This is a genomic window from Candidatus Synechococcus spongiarum SH4, assembly GCF_000586015.1.
GTDB classification, from domain to species: domain Bacteria; phylum Cyanobacteriota; class Cyanobacteriia; order PCC-6307; family Cyanobiaceae; genus Synechococcus_B; species Synechococcus_B spongiarum_F.
The window spans coordinates 1-21,123 of sequence record NZ_JENA01000004.1; the positions used below are offsets into that span (position 1 = coordinate 1).

The 21,123-nt window shown below is 65.2% G+C and carries 19 protein-coding genes and 5 pseudogenes; 12 read left to right on the forward strand and 12 right to left on the reverse strand.

The features are described from left to right. Window positions 1-19: 19 nt before the first annotated feature. Window positions 20-256 (forward strand): annotated as a pseudogene (locus BG35_RS14000) (hypothetical protein); the annotation flags it as partial. A gap of 70 nt (window positions 257-326) precedes the next feature. Here the strand turns inward: BG35_RS14000 and psaJ are convergent. Continuing rightward, entirely contained in the window at window positions 327-443 is a 117-nt protein-coding gene (gene psaJ, locus BG35_RS11770; protein ID WP_071994729.1) for a photosystem I reaction center subunit IX, read from the reverse strand. A gap of 5 nt (window positions 444-448) precedes the next feature. Next, the gene (locus BG35_RS0100460) at window positions 449-925 is read right to left on the reverse strand and encodes a photosystem I reaction center subunit III (protein ID WP_025781211.1); all 477 of its coding nucleotides are present in this window, start codon (window positions 923-925) and stop codon (window positions 449-451) included. Between the two features lie 94 nt (window positions 926-1,019). Here BG35_RS0100460 and tsaD point away from each other — a divergent pair, with 94 nt between their 5' ends. Genes tsaD through BG35_RS0100480 form a run of 4 tightly spaced genes read left to right on the forward strand, consistent with a single transcriptional unit; the run spans window position 1,020 to window position 4,350 of the window. Then, entirely contained in the window at window positions 1,020-2,081 is a 1,062-nt protein-coding gene (gene tsaD / locus BG35_RS0100465; RefSeq protein ID WP_025781212.1) for a tRNA (adenosine(37)-N6)-threonylcarbamoyltransferase complex transferase subunit TsaD, read from the forward strand. 46 nt (window positions 2,082-2,127) lie between these two features. Next, entirely contained in the window at window positions 2,128-2,316 is a 189-nt protein-coding gene (locus BG35_RS0100470; protein ID WP_152535103.1) for a high light inducible protein, read from the forward strand. Window positions 2,317-2,352: 36 nt separating this feature from the next. After that, complete coding sequence (wecB, locus tag BG35_RS0100475) at window positions 2,353-3,534, forward strand: non-hydrolyzing UDP-N-acetylglucosamine 2-epimerase (protein ID WP_051506060.1); 1,182 nt, start codon at window positions 2,353-2,355, stop codon at window positions 3,532-3,534. Window positions 3,535-3,576: 42 nt separating this feature from the next. Beyond that, window positions 3,577-4,350, forward strand: a complete 774-nt coding sequence (locus BG35_RS0100480) for a helix-turn-helix domain-containing protein (protein WP_025781215.1) — start codon at window positions 3,577-3,579, stop codon at window positions 4,348-4,350. A 106-nt stretch (window positions 4,351-4,456) separates the two neighbouring features. Here the strand turns inward: BG35_RS0100480 and malQ are convergent, their stop codons facing one another. Together malQ and BG35_RS0100495 are read right to left on the reverse strand one after the other, a co-directional pair. Then, window positions 4,457-6,004, reverse strand: coding sequence for a 4-alpha-glucanotransferase (gene malQ, locus BG35_RS0100490; protein WP_025781216.1), 1,548 nt, complete (start codon window positions 6,002-6,004; stop codon window positions 4,457-4,459). Next, window positions 5,983-6,981: an NAD(P)H-binding protein gene (locus tag BG35_RS0100495; RefSeq protein WP_025781217.1), complete on the reverse strand. Its 999-nt coding sequence runs from the start codon at window positions 6,979-6,981 to the stop codon at window positions 5,983-5,985. Before BG35_RS0100495 ends, malQ begins: the two co-directional genes overlap by 22 nt. 241 nt (window positions 6,982-7,222) lie before the next feature. On the opposite strand from BG35_RS0100495, the gene BG35_RS09655 reads away from it, so the two are divergent. Then, on the forward strand, window positions 7,223-8,392 hold the full coding sequence (locus BG35_RS09655; protein WP_034416285.1) for an LCP family glycopolymer transferase: 1,170 nt from the start codon (window positions 7,223-7,225) through the stop codon (window positions 8,390-8,392). Window positions 8,393-8,430: 38 nt separating this feature from the next. Here the strand turns inward: BG35_RS09655 and glgA are convergent. Then, window positions 8,431-9,828, reverse strand: a pseudogene (gene glgA, locus BG35_RS09660) (glycogen synthase GlgA); the annotation flags it as partial. A 180-nt stretch (window positions 9,829-10,008) separates the two neighbouring features. Here glgA and BG35_RS11775 point away from each other — a divergent pair. After that, a complete protein-coding gene (locus BG35_RS11775) occupies window positions 10,009-10,197 on the forward strand; it encodes a hypothetical protein (protein WP_025781220.1) in 189 nt (62 codons plus the stop codon). Here the strand turns inward: BG35_RS11775 and BG35_RS13500 are convergent. Then, window positions 10,148-11,098 (reverse strand): ATP adenylyltransferase family protein, encoded by a 951-nt coding sequence (locus BG35_RS13500; protein ID WP_080687956.1) that lies wholly within the window; start codon window positions 11,096-11,098, stop codon window positions 10,148-10,150. The genes BG35_RS11775 and BG35_RS13500 overlap by 50 nt on opposite strands. A 229-nt stretch (window positions 11,099-11,327) precedes the next feature. Continuing rightward, window positions 11,328-11,945: pseudogene (locus BG35_RS14005) on the reverse strand (PhzF family phenazine biosynthesis protein); the annotation flags it as partial. Window positions 11,946-12,010: 65 nt separating this feature from the next. Between BG35_RS14005 and BG35_RS0100535 the strand changes: the two are divergent. After that, window positions 12,011-12,817, forward strand: a complete 807-nt coding sequence (locus tag BG35_RS0100535; RefSeq protein ID WP_025781223.1) for an SDR family NAD(P)-dependent oxidoreductase — start codon at window positions 12,011-12,013, stop codon at window positions 12,815-12,817. 38 nt (window positions 12,818-12,855) lie between these two features. On the opposite strand, the gene BG35_RS0100540 is transcribed toward BG35_RS0100535, so the two are convergent. Next, the gene (locus tag BG35_RS0100540) at window positions 12,856-13,257 is read right to left on the reverse strand and encodes a DUF2237 family protein (protein ID WP_025781224.1); all 402 of its coding nucleotides are present in this window, start codon (window positions 13,255-13,257) and stop codon (window positions 12,856-12,858) included. Between the two features lie 101 nt (window positions 13,258-13,358). Here BG35_RS0100540 and BG35_RS0100545 point away from each other — a divergent pair, with 101 nt between their 5' ends. Beyond that, window positions 13,359-13,589: a DUF8667 family protein gene (locus tag BG35_RS0100545; protein ID WP_025781225.1), complete on the forward strand. Its 231-nt coding sequence runs from the start codon at window positions 13,359-13,361 to the stop codon at window positions 13,587-13,589. 107 nt (window positions 13,590-13,696) lie between these two features. Here the strand turns inward: BG35_RS0100545 and BG35_RS0100550 are convergent, their stop codons facing one another. Next, window positions 13,697-15,073, reverse strand: a complete 1,377-nt coding sequence (locus BG35_RS0100550) for a pyridoxal phosphate-dependent decarboxylase family protein (RefSeq protein ID WP_025781226.1) — start codon at window positions 15,071-15,073, stop codon at window positions 13,697-13,699. A 45-nt stretch (window positions 15,074-15,118) separates the two neighbouring features. Between BG35_RS0100550 and BG35_RS0100555 the strand changes: the two genes are divergently transcribed. Beyond that, window positions 15,119-15,550 (forward strand): nucleoside deaminase, encoded by a 432-nt coding sequence (locus tag BG35_RS0100555; RefSeq protein ID WP_152535102.1) that lies wholly within the window; start codon window positions 15,119-15,121, stop codon window positions 15,548-15,550. On the opposite strand, the gene BG35_RS0100560 is transcribed toward BG35_RS0100555, so the two are convergent. Beyond that, window positions 15,534-16,631, reverse strand: a complete 1,098-nt coding sequence (locus BG35_RS0100560; protein WP_080687957.1) for a pyridoxal-phosphate-dependent aminotransferase family protein — start codon at window positions 16,629-16,631, stop codon at window positions 15,534-15,536. The genes BG35_RS0100555 and BG35_RS0100560 overlap by 17 nt on opposite strands. Window positions 16,632-16,801: 170 nt before the next feature. Next, on the reverse strand, window positions 16,802-17,320 hold the full coding sequence (locus BG35_RS0100565) for a bilin-binding protein (protein WP_025781229.1): 519 nt from the start codon (window positions 17,318-17,320) through the stop codon (window positions 16,802-16,804). A gap of 464 nt (window positions 17,321-17,784) precedes the next feature. Here BG35_RS0100565 and glnA point away from each other — a divergent pair, with 464 nt between their 5' ends. Next, a complete protein-coding gene (glnA, locus tag BG35_RS0100575; protein WP_025781231.1) occupies window positions 17,785-19,206 on the forward strand; it encodes a type I glutamate--ammonia ligase in 1,422 nt (473 codons plus the stop codon). Between the two features lie 3 nt (window positions 19,207-19,209). On the opposite strand, the pseudogene glmM reads toward glnA, so the two are convergent. Next, window positions 19,210-20,597, reverse strand: a pseudogene (glmM, locus tag BG35_RS09665) (phosphoglucosamine mutase). 142 nt (window positions 20,598-20,739) lie between these two features. Here glmM and BG35_RS09670 point away from each other — a divergent pair. Continuing rightward, window positions 20,740-21,123, forward strand: a pseudogene (locus tag BG35_RS09670) (hypothetical protein); the annotation flags it as partial.

Here is a 21,123-nt window from a genome sequence, read left to right on the forward strand (position 1 = left end):
CAGGCGGTGGTGCTGGAAATTGAAGTGGAAGGGGCCCGCCAGGTGCGGCGCCGTCTCCCCAACGCTGTGCAGGTGTTTCTGCGTCCCCCCTCCCTGGCCAGCTTTGGAGGAGCGCATTCGCGCCCGGGGCAGTGATTCCGAGGATTCCATTGCCAAAAGGATTGCCCGCGCCAGGGAGGAACTGGCGCGGGCGGAAGAGTTTGACCACGTAATCCTGAACGGGGATCTGAATCAGGCCATTGTTGATGTGGACACCATCCTTCAAGCCATGGCGCCCACGGCCCCAGGCCTGGCTCCAGGCCCCAGGCAGGCCCCGATCAAGGGGATCAAAGGGGATGGAACAGCAGGTCGGGGAAGAAGCGGTTCAACTCGATCAGAAGCCCGGCGGTGAAGGTGAACCACAAGGCGGCCAGGACAGGGGCGGTGGTGAGAAACTTTGTCATGGAGATCAGCGGGGAGAAACGGTGATTTGGTTGTTGTCTGCGAACATCTCGCCGCTGAGCATCTGACCAGCGGCTTCCACCGGCCACTTGACGGCGCCAAAGGCGCACTTGACGGCCAAGCTGGTGTCAATCTGGATTTCCTTCATTTGGGAACCTTTGCCGCGGATGGCCATCATGTAGCTGCGGCCCGCCCAGCCGATCCAGCCGGCCATATAAAGGAAAAGCAAACTGGGAATCAGAAAATCGCCAGCGTGGCTGAGGCGGCCGTCCACAATGAGGTGGGGGAGGCCGTCTTGTCCACAGGAGGCCTGGCTATACATGGAGAAACGGGCCTTGGCCTGCTCCGTGGCGGCAGCAGCAGCCCGTTCCTGGAAGCGGGGTGAGTCGGCGCAAAGGGTGAGCCCTGCCACGTCGGCATGGGCGGCAGGCGCAAATCCGAACAGCAGAACTGCGGAAAGAAGCGCTGCAAAGAGACGTTTCATGGGATCCGGGGAAGGCAAACGGCGGAAGGACAGCAGAATGGTGACTGGCTGGCCGCACGTTGGTGGCAATCGTAAAAGAAAGAGGAAAAGGCCGTTGACCATTGTTCTGGCCCTCGAAACAAGTTGTGATGAGACGGCAGTGGCCCTGGTGGCTGGCCGCCATGTGCTGGCCAACGTGGTGGCCAGCCAGGTGGCCAGCCATGCCCCCTATGGTGGTGTTGTCCCGGAACTGGCCGCCCGGCGCCATGTGGAACTCTTGCCCCATCTGGTGGACCGCGCCTTTGGGGAGGCCGGTATCACCTGGACCCAGGTGAAGGCCGTTGCCGCCACCGCCACACCCGGCCTGGTGGGGGCCCTGCTGGTGGGTCTCACCGCCGGCAAGACCATGGCCCTGCTCCATGGCAAGCCTTTCCTGGCGGTTCATCATCTGGAGGGTCACCTCTGCTCCGCGCAATTGACGGGTGGCCCCCCCCTGAAACCACCGTTTCTGGTGTTGCTGGTCTCCGGGGGCCATACCCAGTTGGTGCGGGTGGATGGTCCTGGGGCCTACAGGCTCTGCGGGGCCACCGTGGACGATGCCGCGGGGGAAGCCTTTGACAAGGTGGCGCGTCTCCTGGGCCTGGGCTATCCGGGAGGACCCGCTATCGAAGCAGTGGCCGCCAGGGGCGGGGATCCCCGGCGCTTTGCCTTCCCCCAGGGGCGGGTCGGTCGCAGGGGGGGTGGGTATGAACCCTATGCCTTCAGTTTCAGCGGCTTGAAGACAGCGGTGCTGCGTTGTATTGAAGCATTGCAGCGTCAGGGGGAGCCCCTGCCCGTGGCGGACCTGGCCGCCAGCTTCCAGTACACCGTGGCCGAGGCGCTCAGCAGCCGTACCGTGGGCTGCGCCCTGGACCAGGGCTTATCCCAACTGGTGGTGGTGGGTGGCGTGGCCGCCAACCGACGCCTGCGCCAGGCCCTGGAGCAACGGCGCCGGGAGGCGGGGCTCACCCTCGTCATGGCGCCGCTGGCATTTTGTGGGGATAACGCCGCCATGATCGGCGTGGCCGCCGGTCAGCGGCTGGCCTCGGGCTGCCAAAGCCCCTTGACGATAGGCGTCAGCCCACGACTACCGCTGCACGAGGCCAAACGTCTTTATGATCCACACCCCCCCTTTTGAAAACCCTAACATTTTCTTTAACTGTACCTTTCCAGCCATGAGTCCCATGAGTCAGCCGGATGCCCCCGCGGCGGTTGATCTCGGCAGTCCCGCTGCCGAACCCGTCAGCCGTGAAGAACTCAACAGATGGAAGCGGGGCTTCACCCCGCAAGCGGAAATCTGGAATGGTCGGCTGGCCATGGTTGGCCTCTCCGTGGCCATCCTGGTGATCGTGTTGTTGCGGCTGGCCTCCTGAATCCCCGCCACTGGCTGGGGAGTTGCCCCGTATCTGATGCTTGGATCAGTTCCCCATGCCGGTTTGAAACATCGGGTCAGCCTCGTCCTTGGAACACGTCCGGAAGCCATCAAGCTGGCGCCGGTGATCCTGGCGTTTCAGGGGGCCGGTGACTTCTCCACCCGTGTGATCCAGACCGGACAGCATCAGCACCTGGTCAAGCCCGTGATGGATCTGTTCGGCCTGACCCCGGACCAGGATCTGGCGCTCATGACGCCACGTCAAAGCCTGGCCCACATCACCTGCGCCGCCCTGAACGGCCTTCAAGAAGACTTCCTCCGCCACCCCCCTGATCTGGTGCTTGTTCAGGGGGACACCACCACCGCATTTGCCGCCGCCCTGGCGGCGTTCTACCAGCGCATTCCCCTGGCCCACGTGGAGGCGGGCCTGCGCACCGACGACTTGTTCAATCCCTACCCGGAGGAAGCCAATCGCCGCCTGATTGGCCAACTGGCCCGACTCCACTTTGCCCCCACGCCCCGGGCAGCCCGCAACCTCAAGGCCGCCGGCGCCCTGGGCGCCATTGCCCTGACGGGAAACACGGTGATTGACGCCCTGTTGACCGTGGCCCGGCAGCAGCCTACCTGCCCCGTGCCCGGCCTGGCCTGGGACGCTCAACCGGTGATCCTTGCCACAGTGCATCGGCGGGAAAACTGGGGGGAACCACTGCAGGGGATTGGCCGCGGTCTGCGCCAAGTGTTGGACCACCACCCCAGGGTCACCCTGCTTCTGCCCCTGCATCCCAACCCCACAGTGCGTGAGCCACTGCAACAGATGCTGGCGGATCATCCACGGGCCTTTCTGGTGGAGCCTCTGGACTACAAGGCTCTGGTGGGCGCCATGGCCGGCTGCACCCTGGTGCTCACGGATTCCGGGGGGCTTCAGGAGGAGGCCCCAACCCTGGGGAAGCCCGTGCTGGTGCTGCGAGCCACCACGGAACGGCCTGAGGCCGTGGAGGCCGGCGCAGCCCGTTTGATCGGCGCCTCCGCCAGCGCCATCCTTCACGAAGTCTCGCGGCTGCTCACAGACGCAGCGGCCTACAACGCCATGGCCCGCGCCGTGAATCCCTTCGGTGACGGCCAGGCCAGCGGGCGCATTGTGGCTGCCTGTCGCGAGTTTCTCCACCAGCCTGGCCGCCCCACTGATCGCCGTGGTTCCGTCGCCGGGAACCCGGGTTAGGGTTGGGTGGTCCGACGGGAGCCGTCCCCTTGCAGCCGATCGATGCAGGCCACTGATCCCGTCCAGGCCCGTCTCGCGGCGGCGGCGACAATCCGTCGGCGGATGGCGGCGCTGGGTCTTTCAAGGGAGCAGTTGTCCCTGCAAACCGGGATGGCCATGGCCACGTTGACGGCGCTGGAACAAGGCTGGATCCAGCAGACGCCGGAGGAGCGCAATCTGCCCCCCAAGCTGGAGGCCCTGTCAGACGTGTTGCAGCTTCCCATGGAGACCCTGCAGGCTGCTGCCTGGCGTCCACCGGGCGGTCAGCGGAATACCGGCCCGAACCCCGCCAGTGTCGGCAAGGGACTCGCACGCTTCTGGAATGCCCTGGTTGCCCTCAACGGTCAGATCGACCTGGACAGTGGTCAGGGGCTTGTGATCTACGGGCTCCTGGTTGCCGTCCTCCTCTATGGCTTGAACCTGCAGCAGCGCCGCCTTGCCGCCGACAACCTGTTGAGTCTGGAGCCCATTGGGCCGCTGCCCCTGGAGATTCACCTCAGCAATACTCCGGTGCGTTTCGCGGAAGAGGCAGAGGTGGAGACCATCAATCCGGCTGTGGAGTTCCAACCCCTGGCCCGTCTTGAAGATCCGGCGATTCGCCGCCAACTGTTGCGGGAAGCCCTGCAGCCTACGGGTCAGACGCCTCGCCACGGCATCCTGGAGGTGACCTTGACGCCCCCGCCCAGGTCACCATTCTTCAGCCAGGGGCAGTGCAGGCCCAACTCAAGGCAGCGTCCGGGGTGCTGCGCTGGCGTCTACAGCCGGCCTTCTCGGTGACGGTGGTTCCGCCGGAGAGTGGTGTTGTCCGCTGGGACAATCAACCCCTCCGCCTCCTGGATGAAACCCGTGGGCTGTTCCAGGTTCCTGCCCCTGAACAAAGTGGTCAAGCGGTCACTGCGCCCCTTCCGTACAGCGCCCCCATGGCGCCGTAGCCCTGCAGGTGTCCATCCAGTTGCTCCAGGGGAACCGGAATCCGCCAGTTCCAGTTGCCTGTGGTGGTGCCGGGGCGGTTCATGCGGGCCTCGTCCCCCAGGCTCATCAGATCCTGAAGCGGCGTGATCACCAGCGCTGCACGAGACATCAGGGCAAGGCGCAACAACTGCCAACCCGGCGCCGTGACCGGATACCCCAGATAAGCTTCAACCCGCTGCCGGTCTTCGGGATTCAGGCTGGCCCACCAACCCACGCTGGTGGCGTTGTCATGGGTGCCGGTGAACACCACGTGGTTGTCGGAGGAATAGGTGTGGGGCAGATAGGGATTATTGGCGTTGCCGTCAAACGCGAACTGGAGGATTTTCATGCCGGGCAGGTGGAAGTCGTCCCGCAGGGCCTCCACTGCGGGGGTAATCACCCCCAGATCCTCGGCGATGAGGGGTAGATCCTGAAACGCCTCCCGCCACTGGCTCAGCATGGCGGCGCCCGGAGATTGGCGCCAACACCCGCCGCGAGCGTCCTGATCCTGGCCGGGGACAGCCCAATAGGACTCCAGAGCGCGGAAGTGGTCGATGCGCAGCACGTGGGCCAGGCGCAACTGGCGGCGGATGCGTTCTCGCCACCAGCGGAAATCCTCCTGCCGATGGCGGCCCCAGGCGAAGGTGGGGGCGCCCCACAGTTGACCCGTGGCGGAAAAGTAATCCGGAGGGACGCCACTCTGCTCCCGCAACGACCCGTCTCCATGCACGCTGAAGAGATGAGTGTGGCCCCACACGTCGCTGCTGTCATGGGCCACGTAGAAGGGCATGTCTCCAATGACGGTGATGCCCTTGCTCTGGGCGTGGCCCAGCAGGTCTCCCCACTGGCGATCCAGTTGCCACTGGAGGAGGGCCTCCTGATCAATGGCGTCGGCCGCCACGCGGCGGATCCGGGCCAGGGCGTCGGGTTGGCGGCGGGCCAGGGGACGGGACCACTGCCACCAGGGCCTCCCCTTCTGGAAGCCCTTGATCACCAGATACAGACAGTGATCCTCCAGCCAGGTCCCCTGGTCCCGGCGCCATGCGGCGAAGTCCTCCGTTTGTGTTCCACTGATCAGACCTTGCCGATAGCGGCGCAGGAGGGCCTGGCCCAGATGGGTGGCGCGGGCATCGGCCAGGTTGCCGTCCAGTTGGGGTCCGGCGGATTGACGGGCGCCGGGAAGCTGATGAAGGGTGTCCTCTGCAATGAGGCCGGCGGTGTGGAGCAACTCCCCGTCCAGAAACCGGGTGCTGATGGCCGAGGCGCTGGGGGCGTTGTAGGGGGATCCCAGGGGGTCGGGGGGCGCCAGGGGCAGCACCTGCCATGCCCTGAGGCCATGGCGGGCCATGGCGGAAATCCAGGCCGCGGCTTCCTGGCCGAAGCCGCCACAGGCGGGGGTCCGGCCGAGGCTCGTGGGATGAAGCAGAACACCCGCATGGCGCCCGCTGAGACGCGCTTTCAGGGTTGGGATTTTCGCCAACGTTTCCAGGGAAGCTGGTCGCCAAGATCCTGGCCGTGAAGGCCCTCGTTCAGGATTCGCTTGTAGAAATCCTCCAAGGTGTCCGTTCCGGTGGATGGCGTGGCATCCGCACAATAGGCGTTGGTTTGCGGATCCCACGCCAGCATGGATTCCGTGGCGTAGTAGCGCCCGATGCGGGCATATTCCACGGTGTCCTCCAGGCCGGGAATCAACCGGTTGAGGGCCGTGAAAGCCCCGATGATTCCATCAAACAAAGCCACGGGAACGCTCAGGAAACGGGGGGGGCGTTGCAGGAGGGAAAACAACAGTTCCCCCTGTTGCCGGGCCGTGAGGGCCGGGCCGGGGCCGCCAATGGGCAGAACGCGGTTTTGCCGGTCGGGCCGCTCCAGGCAACCCGCCATGTATTCCGCAAGATCCTCCTCGCTGATGGGGGTGCAGGCGGCCTGCCGGCCATCGCCAACCACCACATAGGGAAACCCCCGTCGCACAGGCTCCACCTGGGCCGCCAGAGACTTGAAAAATGCCGTGGGCCGCACAATGGACCAGGTCAGGCCCGATGCCTTGAGTTCTTCTTCCACCTTGCACTTGGCCTTCTGAAAGGCCAACAGGGGCTTCTGCACACAGATCGCCGATAGCAGCACGAACTGGCGGGCCCCCAGACGGCGGGCCGCCTCGATGGCGTTGGCGGTGGCTTGATGGTCAATGCGCCAACTGTCGGCAACGCCGCCGGTGCGGGAGGCCAGGCAGCAAACGACGGCATGGAACGACTCGCCCCGGCCGCCGTCCATCACCAGGGAATCCAACCGGGTCGCCTGACCAAAGCGCACGTCGGCCCCCGCCAGGGACCGGCGCGTTGCCTCCTCGTCCTCTATCCCGCCCACCCCTGAGCGGGGCCGGGCAAAGGCCACCACCCCATGGCCCCGGTTCAGCAACGCCCGCACCACCACCTTGCCGATGTAGCCGGTGCTCCCCACCACAAGAATCCGTTGCGGCGGCTGTTTGCCGGACCGGGCGACCCCATCGGGCGACCCCCCGCCAGGGGATTGAGACTTGAGTGTGTTCAGAGGACTTGCCGCAAAAGGAATCGAGACGGATCATTGATTCTGAACCCATCTTGCCTGAGGCTGGAGCCACCCGGGACCGTATTCGTCCCGCAACGCCATGCAAAACCTGCGGTACAGGAGACTTTCGTCATTGGGAAACAGCAGAAGGTTGTCCATGTTTCTCCGCGTTGTCCTGCGGCTGGGCGCGTTTCTTGTTGTTCTTCTGGTCTGCTCGACGGTCCAGAACCGCCTCTGGTCAAGACAGACGGATCTCGGGAGCAGCTCCGGCCCCGGGAGCCGGCAGGAAGGAACAAGCCCGGCCCTCAAAAGCCCTCTCACCCTGCTGCTCATGGGTCTTGCTCCGAAGGAGGAACAGCAACTCCCCAGAATTGGCGGTATTCTGCTGGCGCATCTGGCCCCCGGCCAGCCGGTGCGCCTGCTCCATGCGCCTGGGACCACCCCGGTGGTGGTGCCGGGCAGCGGCGCCGTTGACCTGGAGCGGGCCTACAACATTGGCGGCGTAAGGCTCGTTGCGGAGCTACTGGAAACGCGCCTGAACCGCCCCGAGGACCTGGTTGATCGCTACATCCTGAGCAGCAGCCCGGCCCTGGCGGCATTTGTGGATGCCATGGGTGGCGTGCCCATGACACTGGACCCCCCTCTCGTGGCCGCGGCTCAAGGGGAAGAGGCCCCGGCCGCCTTGCAAGCCACGGATCCCCGGACGGCCAGCCCCGGTGTTGGTCCATGGGCCGAGTTGGGTTCCGGCGCCAGGCAACTCAGCGGCGCTCAGGTGGAAACCTATCTGCACACTTCCGGTCCCGCCCCTGAAGCAGCTTGGCAGTTGGAGCGGCAACGGCGGCTGCTGGGGGCCATGGTCCATCATCTGGACAGTGAGGCCATGCGTCAGCGCTGGCCCCGGTTGGCCCAGGACCTGGTGGATGCCAGCCGGACCAACCTGAGCCAGGGGGAGTTGTTCAGTGTACTGGCCATGCTCCAGGCGCAACCCTTGCGGCTGGTGGTTGAGCCCCTGTCCCCGGAGGTCGGGGTGCAGAACCACTTCTGGCCCCGGTCCCGTCTGGTTCCTGACGAGACTGTTCTGGTGGAAGGCCCCCTCGACGCGGCCATGGCCTTCAAACAGCAGTTGGAAGCCCGGGGAACCAATGCTGCCGTGGCTCCCACGCCGCCCGATGGCGTCACCCTGTCTCGAACCCGCCTCCTGGCCTGGGGCGCTGAGCCCCCCGCCAGCATCGGCAGTCTCCTGGGCGCCGCCGGGAGCCGCCGCCAGGACGCTCCCCTTGCGGATGCCGCGATCACGGTCCGGCTGGGGGCCGATTGGATCCCGTAATTACACTTGGCTACTGCACTTCGGGGCTACTGCACGTGAACCGGGGCTTCCTCCGTGACAGGCTCCCCGACAATCTCCCGGTAGACCCGATCATAGTGTCCAGCGGAGCGGTCCCAGCCGTAGTGCTGACCCATGGCGCGCTGCTGCAACTCCTTCCAGGAGGCGGGATGGCGATAGGCCTCCCAGGCCCGCACCAACGAGGTATAGAAGTCGATGGGCTCATAACGATCAAAGCAGAAGCCTGTTCCTTCGTTGCTGGCAGGATTGTGGGGGTGGACGGTATCCACCAGCCCTCCCACGTTGCGTACTATGGGAATGGAGCCGTAGCGCATGGCGTACATCTGGCTGATGCCACAGGGTTCAAAGCGGCTGGGCATCAGGAAGGCATCACTTCCCCCATACACCATCCGGGCCAGCTCATCGCTGTGGACCAGGTACACGGCAAACTTCCCCGGGAACCGGCTGGCGGCTTCCCAGAGGCGCGATTCAAACGAGCGATCCCCGGTGCCCAGCACCACCACCTGGCTGTCGGTGTAGGTGAGGGTGCGCTCACAGACCTGCAGCAGCAGGTCAACTCCTTTTTGCTCCACCAGCCGGGCCACCATGCCCAGCAAAAAGGCATTGGGTCGTTGCTCCAGACCAACCCGCCGTTGCAGGGCGGCCTTGTTCTTCCCCCGCGGAGCCAGGTCGTTCCGGGAAAACCGGGCCGGAAGCTTGTGGTCCGTCGATGGATCCCAAAGTCGCAGGTCAATGCCGTTGAGAATGCCCACCAGCTTCCCGCTGGTAAAGCTGAGGAGTCCTTCCAGTTGCTCACCGTATTCCGCGGTGCGGATCTCCCGGGCATAGGTGGGGGACACCGCCGTCACCCGGTCGGCATAGAGAATGGCTGCAGCCATGGTGTGATTGCCCTGCATGTACCAGGGGCACCAGGTGATGCGCTCCAGCTTCCAGCGCCAGGGACCCTGATATTTCAGGTTATGGATCGTAAATACCGTGCTCACCTGGGCGTCCTGGTGCATCCAGACCGGAATCATGCCGGTGTGCCAGTCATGGCAATGGATCACCTGGGGTTTCCAGGGGCCGTTCCACACAAACTCTGCCGCCGCATTGGCGAAAAACGTGAAACGCCAGTCTTCGTCCGCTCCACCGTACACATGCACCGTGTCGAAGCTGGGGTGCCCCACCAGGTAGATGGGGAAGCCGTGGATGGGGTGACGGGTTTCATAGACGGCAAAGTCCGCCCCCATGACCCTGCCCCGAAACGAAGGCTCCCCGGCAACGGTGAGACGCCGCCAGAGCCTGCCGTAGCCCGGCATGATCAGACGCACCTCGTGTCCCAGGGCCATCAGCGCCGCGGGAAGGGAGCCAACCACGTCCCCCATACCACCCACCTTGATCATGGGAGCGCACTCGGCAGCCGCAAAGAGCACGCGCATGGTCGGATCCTTCACACTGGATGGCGGGATCATTCTAGGGGCACAGGCTGCCGGTTCATTTGCGCTGGCGGCCCCAGCGCCCATGGGGTCCGCAGCGCCCAAGCGCCCCCATGTGGATACCCCTACCCGAAACCGGCCCCGCCATTGGCTAAAACATCATTCCCACTGACCCTGCGTCCCATGCTTCCCCCCATCTTCGCCCCATGCTTCGGCCAGGATTGGCCCAGCCGTGATCGCCATTACAAACAAGCCAAGCTCCACATGCTGAAAAGCTGGCGAGACGGCCTGGAGCGCAAGCTGGCGGCCGTCAACTCCGTGATCAGCACGCTGGAGGAACAACTGAATCGGGAATCCGCTGCCGAAGGGTGACAGACGGCTCCTCCCCCACGGCCTGCAGCACACTGAACACGTCGCCGCCAGCCGCCAGCCAGGCGGGGTTGGTGCGATCCGTGACCAACACCATCCCGGCAAACCCGAGGGCATTGATGTTGACCCCCTGGTGCTCTTCCCGCCGTCGGGGAACGGTGATGAACCAGTCAGCGGTGATCAGCAGGTTATAGGCGCCCTGGGGTTCCCCGTGCTCCTTGGCGGAGCCCAGGCCCAGGGACGCCAAATGCTGCCCGTAGAGCCTGTCCATCGTGGCGGCCAGATCCCCGTCCCGCTTCGGCAGCGCCGTTTTCCGCAATCGCCAGGGATAAACCCCGTCCGGCTGGTTGATCCAGGACTCCCACGGGAAGCAGGGCCGGGCCGGCAGCCTGGGCAGCAACTGGAGATGGCGATGGGGCTGGCTGGCGCCCGCCCCGGGGCCGCTATTGAAAAAGAGCAACCCGTCCTGCCGTTCCAGGAGGGCGGCGGCAGCCTGCCAGTCCTGGGAACTCAGCCAGCCCGACTGGGGCTGGTCCCCGTTGGTGATGAGCAACAGATGACCAGGGCGGATGGGGTATTTGTTCAGCAGGAGTGTGTGGGCCGGCCCCCAGGCCCCCAGCACCAGGCGTTGATCCGGGGGCAGGAAAGGATTGGCGCTGGCCTGGGGGCCGGCGGACCTCTGGGGGCGCCACCGCAACAGACGACGCACCTCCGCCCCCGCCGCCTTGGGAAGGGTCAGCAGATCCGTTGGCATGGGACAAAGGGCCCCCTGCTCCAGGGCTGTTGTCCCCACAGCCCGGGCCCGGGCCCCCAGACACTGACCATCCATGTGGAACCAGGGATGCCCTGGGAACATCTTTGCCGCTCCAGTGTCTTCCTTGTCCATGGACGTGGATGTGCTCATGGGAGCAAGTTTTCCCAATCCTGCCGGCCCCCCGGCGCAAGGCCCGCCAGCAATTCTCCACTCCACACCAGCGCCGTTTCCCCCTCCAGCGCCACCTGATCCCCCCCCCTGCCAACAACCGCAGGCGGCCGCCCCGGCGGGACAACTGTTGCGCCTTCAGCAGACGGCCCCCGGTGCGGGCAAACCAGTAGGGAGCCACCAGAGCATGGGCCGAACCCGTGACCGGATCTTCGGGGATTCCGGCCCGGGGGGCAAAAAAGCGCAGGGCGTAATCAGGGGGGTCCGCCCCTGCCCCATCGGGGTGGCCGGCCTGCATCACCACCAACCCCAGGTAGGGCCGTTGGCGCAATTGCTCCTGGTCCGGCGTCAACGCCGCCAGGGGGAAGCCGGTGCCCACCAGGGCAACCTCATAGTGGAGGGAGGAGGTCCAACGCTGCTGCACAGGGGTCCCCAACAGTTGATCCAATCCGGGATCCGGGGGAGCCTGATGCAGGCGACCCGTGGGCAAGCGAATACGGAACCCCGGCCCCCGCTGCTCCACCGGCAACGCCCCGCTGCGGGTGTGGAGATCCAGCCGCTGGCCAGAGGTCAGCACACCCCAGTGGGACAAAGCCCTGGCGGCCGCCAGGGTTCCGTGACCGCACAGGTCCACCTCCAGGGTGGGGGTGAACCACCGCAGCAGCCATTGTTCCTGCAGGGGCAGCAGAAAGGCTGTTTCCGACTGGGCGCATTCCGCCGCCAGGGTTTGCAGGGATTGCCCTGTCACCGGGCCGGCGAGCAGCACCACTGCGGCGCCGTTGCCCCCGAAGGGGCGGGTGGCGAACGCATCAACCTGGGCAATCCGCATGGCCGCCTTCCCCGTGCCTCCTCAGTGCTCACCATCATGACCTGTATCGCCACAGATCCCTTGCCATGGTGAACTCTCCCCAGGGAGAAAACGCGACCGAATCCGGAGCCGCACCACTCCAGGGCCATGGCCTGGTGGTGGCTGACGGGGCCTTGGGCCGCGCCATGGCGCGGGCTCTGCTGGCCCGGGCGCCGGCCTTGACCGTCACCATCACCGGCCGCGCCCCGGACCCGCGCCCGGCCACCCGGCGGCTCCTTCAACAGGCCCCTGACCGCCTCGCCTACAGCCTCCTGGATCTCTGCCGTGACGAGCAACTGGCGTCCCTCGCCAGCCAGTTGGACCACCTGGACCGTCCTCTGCGCCTGGTGGTGAACGCCAGTGGCTGGCTCCATGGCCCGGCTCCCCATCAAACGCCGGAAAAACGGCTGGCGGCGCTGCGCCGTTCCGCGCTGCACCGGAGCTTTGCCGTCAATGCCTGGGGGCCGGTGCTCCTCGCCCAGGCGGTGGCGCCGTCCTTGAAGCAAACCGATGGCCGGGCTTGGTTTGCCAGCCTCTCCGCCCGGGTGGGCAGCATTGGCGACAACCACCTGGGCGGTTGGTACAGCTACCGGGCCGCCAAGGCTGCCCAGAACCAGTTGCTCAAGACAGTTGCCCTGGAATGGCGCCGCACCATGCCGGGGGTGTGTGTGGCCTGCCTCCATCCCGGCGCCATGGACAGTCCTCTCTCCAGGCCCTTCCAGGCCCGGGTCCCACCTGGCAAGCTGTTCACGCCGGACTTCAGCGCCGCCGCGCTGCTGGGGGTGCTGCTGGCCCTCACCCCCCAGGACAGTGGCGGCTTCTGGGCCTGGGACGGCCAGCCCATTCCCTGGTGAATCGTTCCGGGCCGGTTCCGGCTGGCGGGCTGGTGGGTTCAGCCTGGGGCCGGATTGCTTTCCTCCGCCCAGGCATGGGCCTTCAGATCCTCCAGGGGAACGAGGTCCAGGGTGGAGATCTCTGTTGACGCCAGCACCACCGGCGGAGCCATGCCGTCCTCAAGGGCCTGCCGCCAGCGGCTGGCGCAGACGCACCAGCGATCACCGGGCCGCAGGCCGGGGAAGGAGAACTCGGGCCGCGGTGTGCTCAGGTCGTTCCCCTGGGCCATGCTGTAGGAGAGAAACGATGGGGTCACCACCGCGCAGACCGTGTGGCGGCCAATATCCAGGGCGTCAGTGCGGCAGACGCCGTCCCGCATCCAGCCGGTCATGGGCTGACAACCGCACGTCTCCAGGGGGCCGCCGAGAACGTTGCGGGGTTGAGCATCGGTGGTGGTCATGAATCAGGGAGGAGAGGTTGCCCAGGATATTGACGAAACAGGGGGACATGGCTAAAGGTCTGAATCGTTCCACCACGAACGAGACTCGACAACCCATGGACATGGACTGGGAATTCACGGAAGATGCGGCCTTTATGGCCCTGGCCGATGCGTTCAAGGAGAGTGGCCAGGTCTCGGCCATGGAGTTCCTGGCCAATGGGGAGGGGGCCTTTCACTTTCAAGACCTGGCCCAGAACGCGGCTGGGGAAGGGGTGGATCTGGCGGAAAGCGGCGCCATGGAGGAGTTCCAGCAGCAGGTGCTTAACGCCCTGGAGATGTTCTGCCGGGATTGAGCGTCGGGTTCCCGTATCCCCCATCAGGCCGCTCTCAAACGGACGGGGAATGATAGGAACCTGGTTGCGGTGATCGGCCGTGACCTTCTCCAACCGGGAAAGTCCCCTTAACGGAAGAGACTGGCGGAGACGGCGTCCGCCACTGCGGCAATCTGCTCCACCCCGGTGAAGGGATTGCCCAACACGGCTTTCAAGTAGCGCTCACCACGATAGCGGGGGCGGGAGAGCATCAGTCCTTGATCCAGCAGCAGTTGCCGGGTGTGGCGGCTCCAGGCCTCGCTGCTGCCGGCCGTGCGGGGGCGGAAGCAGACGATGTGCAAATCCCCGGACGGCATGATCAGGGGTAGGGGGGCCAGGGCATGCCGCAAGGTTCGAGCCCGTTGCAAGGCCCCGTCCAGCAGTTCCTCAATACCGTGCTGACCCAGGTGCCGCAGACCCAGCCAAAGCTTCAACACCTCTGCCGGACGGGTTCCCTGGAGGCCGCAATCTCCACCGTGGGCCACCCGGGCGGGCTCCATGTAGGCCAGGGGTGCGGCAAAGGCGTCTGCCAGCGCCTGGGGCTGACGCAGTAACACCATGGCCGAAGTCTTGGCGATGCCCAGCCACTTCTGGGGATTCATGGTGAGGGAGTCGGCCCGGTCCATGTGGGCAACCCGCTCCTGATGGCGCTGGCCCCCCAGTCCACAGACGGCGCCAATGGCGCCATCCACGTGGAGCCAGAGGCCGCGGCGGCGGCAGATGTCCCCCATGGGACCGATGGGGTCAACGGCGCCGCGGACGGTGGTGCCAGCCGTGGCCACCACCGCCAGGATCGGCTCCGTTTCCTTCTCCAGGGCCTCATCCAGCCGGTGGGGATCCAGGCGTCCGCTGGCATCGGTGGGCGCCAGACGCAAGGCCGCAGCAGGCAGACCCATCACCCGCAGAGCTTTGGCCAGGGAGTTGTGGCAATCGGCGCTGGCATAGAGGCAGGCCTGTTGCCCATCCAGCCCCCGCTGGTGGCGGGCCGTAACCAGGGCGGTGATGGTGCAGATGGTGCCCCCGCTGGCCATGACCCCCCCGGCATCGTCCCCCAGCCCCAGCCGTTGGGCAATCCAGCCCAGCAGGCGCCGCTCCAACCGGCTGAGGAGTGGGGAAAGCTCTTCCGCCAGCATGTTGTTGTTGAGCCAGGCGCAGACCAGTTCCCCCGCCACCGAGGCCGGGTTGGGCGGGGGATCCAGGTGGGCCATGGCCCCGGGATGCCAGGGGTTGTAGGACCCACGCACCACCGGCTCCAGATCCTCCATGAGGCGGGCGGCATCCAGTCCCCATGGCGCCGGCGCCACCGGAGGCAGGGGGATGGAGCGGGGGAGCGGCAACCGCTGGGGAGCGTCTTCATGCCACTGCTCCAACCGCGTCACCACCTGACGGATCAGGGCCAGCATGGTGTGGCTTTGCCGGCCAGGGGGCAAACTGCAGGGAAAGGTATCCAGGTCTGTTGATTGCACGGAATGATGAAATCAGGCTGGGATCACGGTCTCGCCACTTTGTGGATGGGGCGCCTGCTCCGCTGGGCCACGGTGGTGGGCAGGGGGGGGGAGGTTCCCGTGGCCGCAGTCATTCTTGACGGTCGCGGGCGCAGCATTGGTTGGGGGGCCAACCGACGGGAGCGGGACGGGGATCCCCTCGGTCACGGGGAACTGGTGGCCCTGCGGCAGGCTGCCGCCTTGCGGGGAGACTGGCGGTTTAACGACTGCACTCTGCTGGTCACCCTGGAGCCCTGCATCATGTGTGCCGCAGCCCTGGTGCAGGCGCGCATGGGTGGGGTGGTTTTCGGGGCGGCCGATGGGAAGCGGGGGGGATTGGGGGGCGTTCTGGACCTGAGCAAAAGCCCCGCCGCCCACCACCACATGGCCCACCAGGGTGGAATCCTGGCTGAGGAATGCGCTGCGCTGTTGCGAGACTGGTTCAGACAGCGGCGGTAAGGCGCTGGCGCAGCAGGCCAATCAGCCGCTCCACGTTCTCCGCGGCGCTGTTCTGACCCATGAGCCCGATGCGCCACACTTTGCCAGCTAAATCACCCAGTCCACAGCCGATCTCAATCCCTTCTTCGTCCAGCAAGGCCCGGGCAAACGCCTTGCCGTCCACCCCCTCGGGAATGCAAACCGTGGTGAGGGTGGGGAGGCGCAGACCCTCTTCCACCGCCAGCTTCAGACCAAGGGATTGCAGCCCTTCCCACAGCAGTTCGGCATTGCGGCGGTGGCGCTGCCAGGCGGCTTCCAGCCCCTCCTCCGCCAGCAGCCGCAGGGCTTCCCGCAGGCCGTAATTCATGTTCACCGGCGCCGTGTGGTGATAAATCCGGTCACTGCCCCAGTATTGGCTCAGGAGGGAAACGTCCAGATACCAGTTGGGAACCTTGCCGCTGCGGGACTTGAGACGCTCCTCCGCCCGTGGTCCGATGGTCACCGGCCCCAGACCCGGCGGGCAACTCAGGCATTTCTGGCTGCAACTGTAGGACATGTCCACACCCCAGCGATCCAGGAACAGGGGTACGCCCCCCAAGGACGTGACCGTATCCAGCAGGAGCAGGGCGCCGTGCCGGCGACAGGCCTCCCCCACCCCGTCCATGGGCTGCAGGACGCCAGCGGAGGTTTCTGCGTGGATGAGACCCAGGAGCCTGGGCTTGTGCTCCGCCAGGGCCGCTTCGATTTCCGCCAGGCTGAAGGCTTGCCCCATGGGCTTTTTGATGGCGACCACGTTGGCCCCGTAGCGGCTGGCCATATCCGCCATTCGATGCCCGAAATACCCATTGATGGCCACCAGGAAGGTGTCGCCCCGCTCCACGGTGTTGGCAATGCAGGTTTCCCATGCGGCGCTGCCGGTGGCGCTCACGGGAATGGTGAGCCGGTTGTCCGTTTGCCAAGCGTAACGCAACAGCTCCTGTACTTCTCCCATCAGGTGGAGAAAGGTATGGTCCAGATGCCCCACAGGGGGACGGGCCAGGGCCGCCAACACGTCAGGGTGGGCATTGGAGGGACCGGGGCCGAGGAGCAGACGCTCCGGCATGGCGAGGGGGGCTAGGGACAGACGGTGGGCCTGATCGACTGCGGATGCTGTGGGAGGGGGCAGAGTCTGGGTCACGAAGGGCCAATACCGGAGGGGACTGGGAAAAGGCTAAATCGCTGCGAGACCAACCATGGCGCAGGGGGCATGGCGAGGCAAGGGCAAGACGCTGCTCAGCGGTTGCGCACGTTCGCCTCCGCCAAGCCCCGGGCCAGATGCTGGAAGGGGGCGCGGACCAGGGGTCCAACCGGGATGCCGGCATCCACCAGCATCTCCTCCACCACGTCGGCCATCAACATGATGCTGCGGGCCGTGGGGCCTGTGGGCACACCCAGGGATTTATAGGTTTCGTTCAGCCCGCCCAGGACCCGCTCATCAAGGATCCGGTTGTCGCCAGCCACCAGTGCATAGCTGGCGTAGCGCAGGAAGTAGTCCATGTCCCGCAGGCAGGCGGAGAGGCGCCGGGTGGTGTAGGCGTTGCCGCCGGGATTCAGCAGATCAGGCTCGGCGCGAAACAAGCGGGCGCTGGCCTCGCGGACGATGCTCCCGGCCGCGGCGCTAATCCGCTCTGCTGCCGCTAGGCGTTGCTCCGCCGCACTGAAATAATCGCCAATCTGGTCCACGGCATCACGGTCCAGATAGCGGCCGCGGAGGTCGTATCGGCCGATCAGAGCAGCAAGCGCATCTGCCATGGAACTCAATTGACGGGCCGTCCCAGCCTATCACCGGCATTGGACAAGAGATCCCGGAGGGTCCGGGAGCCGTGGAGAATATGACAGAAATGGTTACGGTCGGAACAGGCCCGTTGGCCAAGGCGTTCACGCAACTCGGGAGGCGATCACCGCGGAATCCCTCACCTCGGGCAGCGTCCCACCTGGCCGCCCCCATGGACCGCAACTGTTCGCTGACAGCCGGCCTCATCCAGAACCGGGGTTCTCCTGGAAAACACGGGCGCCGTGACCCGGCCTGCACCCCACAGACCCGTGCCGACCTGAACACAGCACAGAACATTCCGGCCTCCGGGATTGGGGCCACCGCACAGGGAGAGGCATTTCCCTCCTTCCAGTAAAACCGTTACTTTGATACAAAAAATCCTCCTTGCCGGTTCCTAACCTAGCTCACTTGGGGTGCTTCCCCTTGTTTTCTAGCTTGATCTATGGCCAAAACTCCTCAGGACATTCTGGATCTGATCCGCAAGGAAAGCATTGAGCTGGTGGATCTGAAGTTCGTCGATCTGCCAGGAATGTGGCAGCACCTCACGGTTCATGCGTCCCAGATCAATGAAGACGCCTTCCACGACGGTCTGGCTTTTGACGGGTCGTCCATCCGTGGCTGGAAGTCCATCAACGAGTCCGACATGGCCATGGTGCCTGACCCGGAGACGGCATGGATTGATCCCTTCTACCGGGACAACACCCTCAGCCTCATCTGCTCCATCAAGGAGCCCCGTTCAGGAGAATCCTACGAGCGCTGTCCCCGCAGTCTGGCTCAGAAGACGGTGAAGTACCTGCAGGAGACCGGCATTGCGGACCAGGCGTTTTTCGGCCCCGAGCCGGAATTCTTCATCTTTGACGACGTGCGCTACCAATCCGCTGAAAGCGGTTGCTTCTACAAGGTGGATTCCATTGAGGGGCAATGGAATACAGGCCGGGAAGAAGAAGGGGGCAACCTGGGCTACAAGCCCCGCTATAAGGAAGGCTATTTCCCGGTGGCCCCCAGCGACAGCTTCCAGGACATCCGTAGCGAGATGTTGCTGACCATGTGCCAACTGGGCTTGTCTATGGAGAAGCACCACCATGAGGTGGCCACCGCTGGGCAGAATGAAATCAACTTCAAGTTCGACGATTTGTTGGCAACTGCCGACAACGTGATGATTTATAAGTACGTTATTCGTAACGTGGCGCGGAAGTATGGCAAGACCGTGACCTTCATGCCGAAGCCGGTCTTTAACGACAACGGCACAGGGATGCACGTGCATCAAAGTCTCTGGAAAGACGGCGCCCCCCTGTTCTTCAACGAAGCGGGCTATGCCAACCTTTCCCAGACGGCCCGTTGGTACATCGGGGGGATCCTTAAGCATGCTCCTGCCTTCCTGGCCTTCACCAACCCCACCACCAACAGCTACAAACGCTTGGTGCCAGGCTTCGAGGCGCCGGTGAACCTGGTGTATTCCCAGGGCAACCGTTCCGCGGCGGTTCGGATTCCCCTCACAGGCCCCGATCCCAAAGCCAAACGCCTGGAGTTCCGCCCTGGCGACGCCCTGGCCAATCCCTATCTGGCCTTTAGCGCCATGGTGCTGGCGGGGCTGGATGGCATCAAGAACCAGATCGACCCCGGCGAGGGCACGGAGATCGACCTGTTCGAGGCCTCCGAGGAGGAGTTGTCACGGATTCCCACGGTTCCCGCTTCCCTCAATGAAGCCCTGGAAGCTCTGGAAAACGACAAGGATTTCCTCAAGCAGGGGGATGTCTTCACCGACGACTTCATCGAGAACTGGATTGCCTACAAGTACGAGGAGGTGCAGCAGTTGCGCCAACGGCCCCACCCCTACGAGTTCACCATGTACTACGACGGCTGAGGGCTAGGACGGCTGAAGCTCAGCCGCGGCCAGGGTGGCCAATCGGTGGGACCAGTCTTCCACCATGGTTGCCTCCCTGGCTTCCACCATCACCCGCAGCAGCGGCTCCGTGCCGCTGGCGCGAACCAGAACCCTGCCGTCCCGGCCCAGGGCGGCTTCCGCTGCCGCAATCCCCTCTTGCAGGCGGGAATTACATCTCCATGTCTTTCTTGCCTGGGAATCTGTTATTCTCACGTTGGTTAATTTCTGAGGATAGGAGGAGAAACTTTCCTCAACCAATGCCGCAAGGGAATGGCCGCTTCCGGCGATCAGTTGTGTGAGTTGCAGGGCCGTCATCAAGCCATCGCCGATGGAATGGTGCTGGTTCCACAGCATATGGCCCGACTGCTCACCCCCCAGCGCCGCTCCGGTGCGCTCCATGGCCGCATAGACATGCCGGTCCCCCACGGGGGCTTCTTCCAGCATCCCACCCCGCTCCGTCCAGGCCCGTCGGAAGCCCAGGTTGGCCATCTGGGTGATCACCAGACAACGGTGCGGCAGCCCGCCCCGGGCATCCAGCGCCCCACCCCAGAGATACAAAATATGGTCTCCATTCACAGGCCGACCACGGGAGTCCACGGCCAGGCAGCGGTCCGCATCCCCATCAAACGCAATACCCAGATCCGCTCCCTGGTCCTCCACCACGGCCTGCTGCAGTGGACCCAGGTTGGTGCTTCCACAGCCCACGTTGATCCGGTGGCCGTCCGGCTGACCGTGGAGGGTGGTCACTGCCGCGCCAAACTGCTGGAACAGGCTGACCGCGCAGGAGGTGGCCGCGCCCCAGCACAGATCCAGAATCACCCGCAGGCGGCGGCCCTGGCCAGGCTCCAACTGCTGCAGCAGTCCCTGTTCATAGACCTTGAGCAGGTCATGGCGTTGGCTGCTGCTGCCCCCCCCATGGCATCCCAGGGGCGCCGGACCCTGCAGCCTCTGCTCCAGATCCTTCTGCTGGCGGAGAGGCAGCTTGCATCCATCCCTGGCAAACACCTTGATGCCGTTATCCGCCGGAGGGTTATGGCTGGCGGAAATCATGAGTCCCCCCGCCGCCTGCTGACGGCGGGTCAACCAGGCCACTGCCGGGGTGGGACAGAGGCCCAGATCCCACACCTCCCGCCCTGCCGCCAACAGGCCGGCCTGAGAGCAGCCACCAGCATGGGGCTGCTCCTGCGGGAGTCTCGACCCAGCAACACCGGCCGACCCTGCTCCAGCACACGGCCACAGCAATAGCCCAACCGGAGCGCTAAAATTGGCGTCAGTTCTACCCCCACCCGCCCACGGATGCCGTCAGTCCCGAAGACCGGTGCGGGAGGCTCCACAGCCAGTCCAGGTTCAGGGAACAGCAGGTCACTCATAGAAGAATCCCCGTGGCAGGACCTTAACCGACAACACCAGAGGTCCGCCAGTGCATTCCGCTTTTGGTCGGCAGTTCGGCGCAGACCATGGCTGAGGAGGTTGGCGCCCCATGCCAAGCCTGAACGCCCCCGTTTCCCCCCATTGCTCCATAGACGCCGCTTCCGTGTCCGCAGCCGCTGGCATGGGTTGCTGGGGGTCGTGGCGCTGCTGAGCGCCGTCAGCCTGTCGAGCTGGGGCCTGCTGGTGGCGGGGCGCAGTGCTTTGGCCCAACGTCAACGCCCCCTCAATCGCTGGAGTTCCCCGGCGCTGCTGCGCCGCACGGCCCGCTACAGCCCCGATCCGTCCCAACGGCGTCAGGCCCGCCTGGTGCTGGCGGCCGCATCGGAAGGACCCGACGAGCACTTGTACTGGTTGGCGGGGCAAGCCTGGGGGGAACACCGTGGTCTGCGCACAGAGCCCTCCGTGGTGCTGGCCCTGCTGGCCATGGCGGAGCAGCGTCGTGGGCGGAAGGAGGCGGCAGAGGGA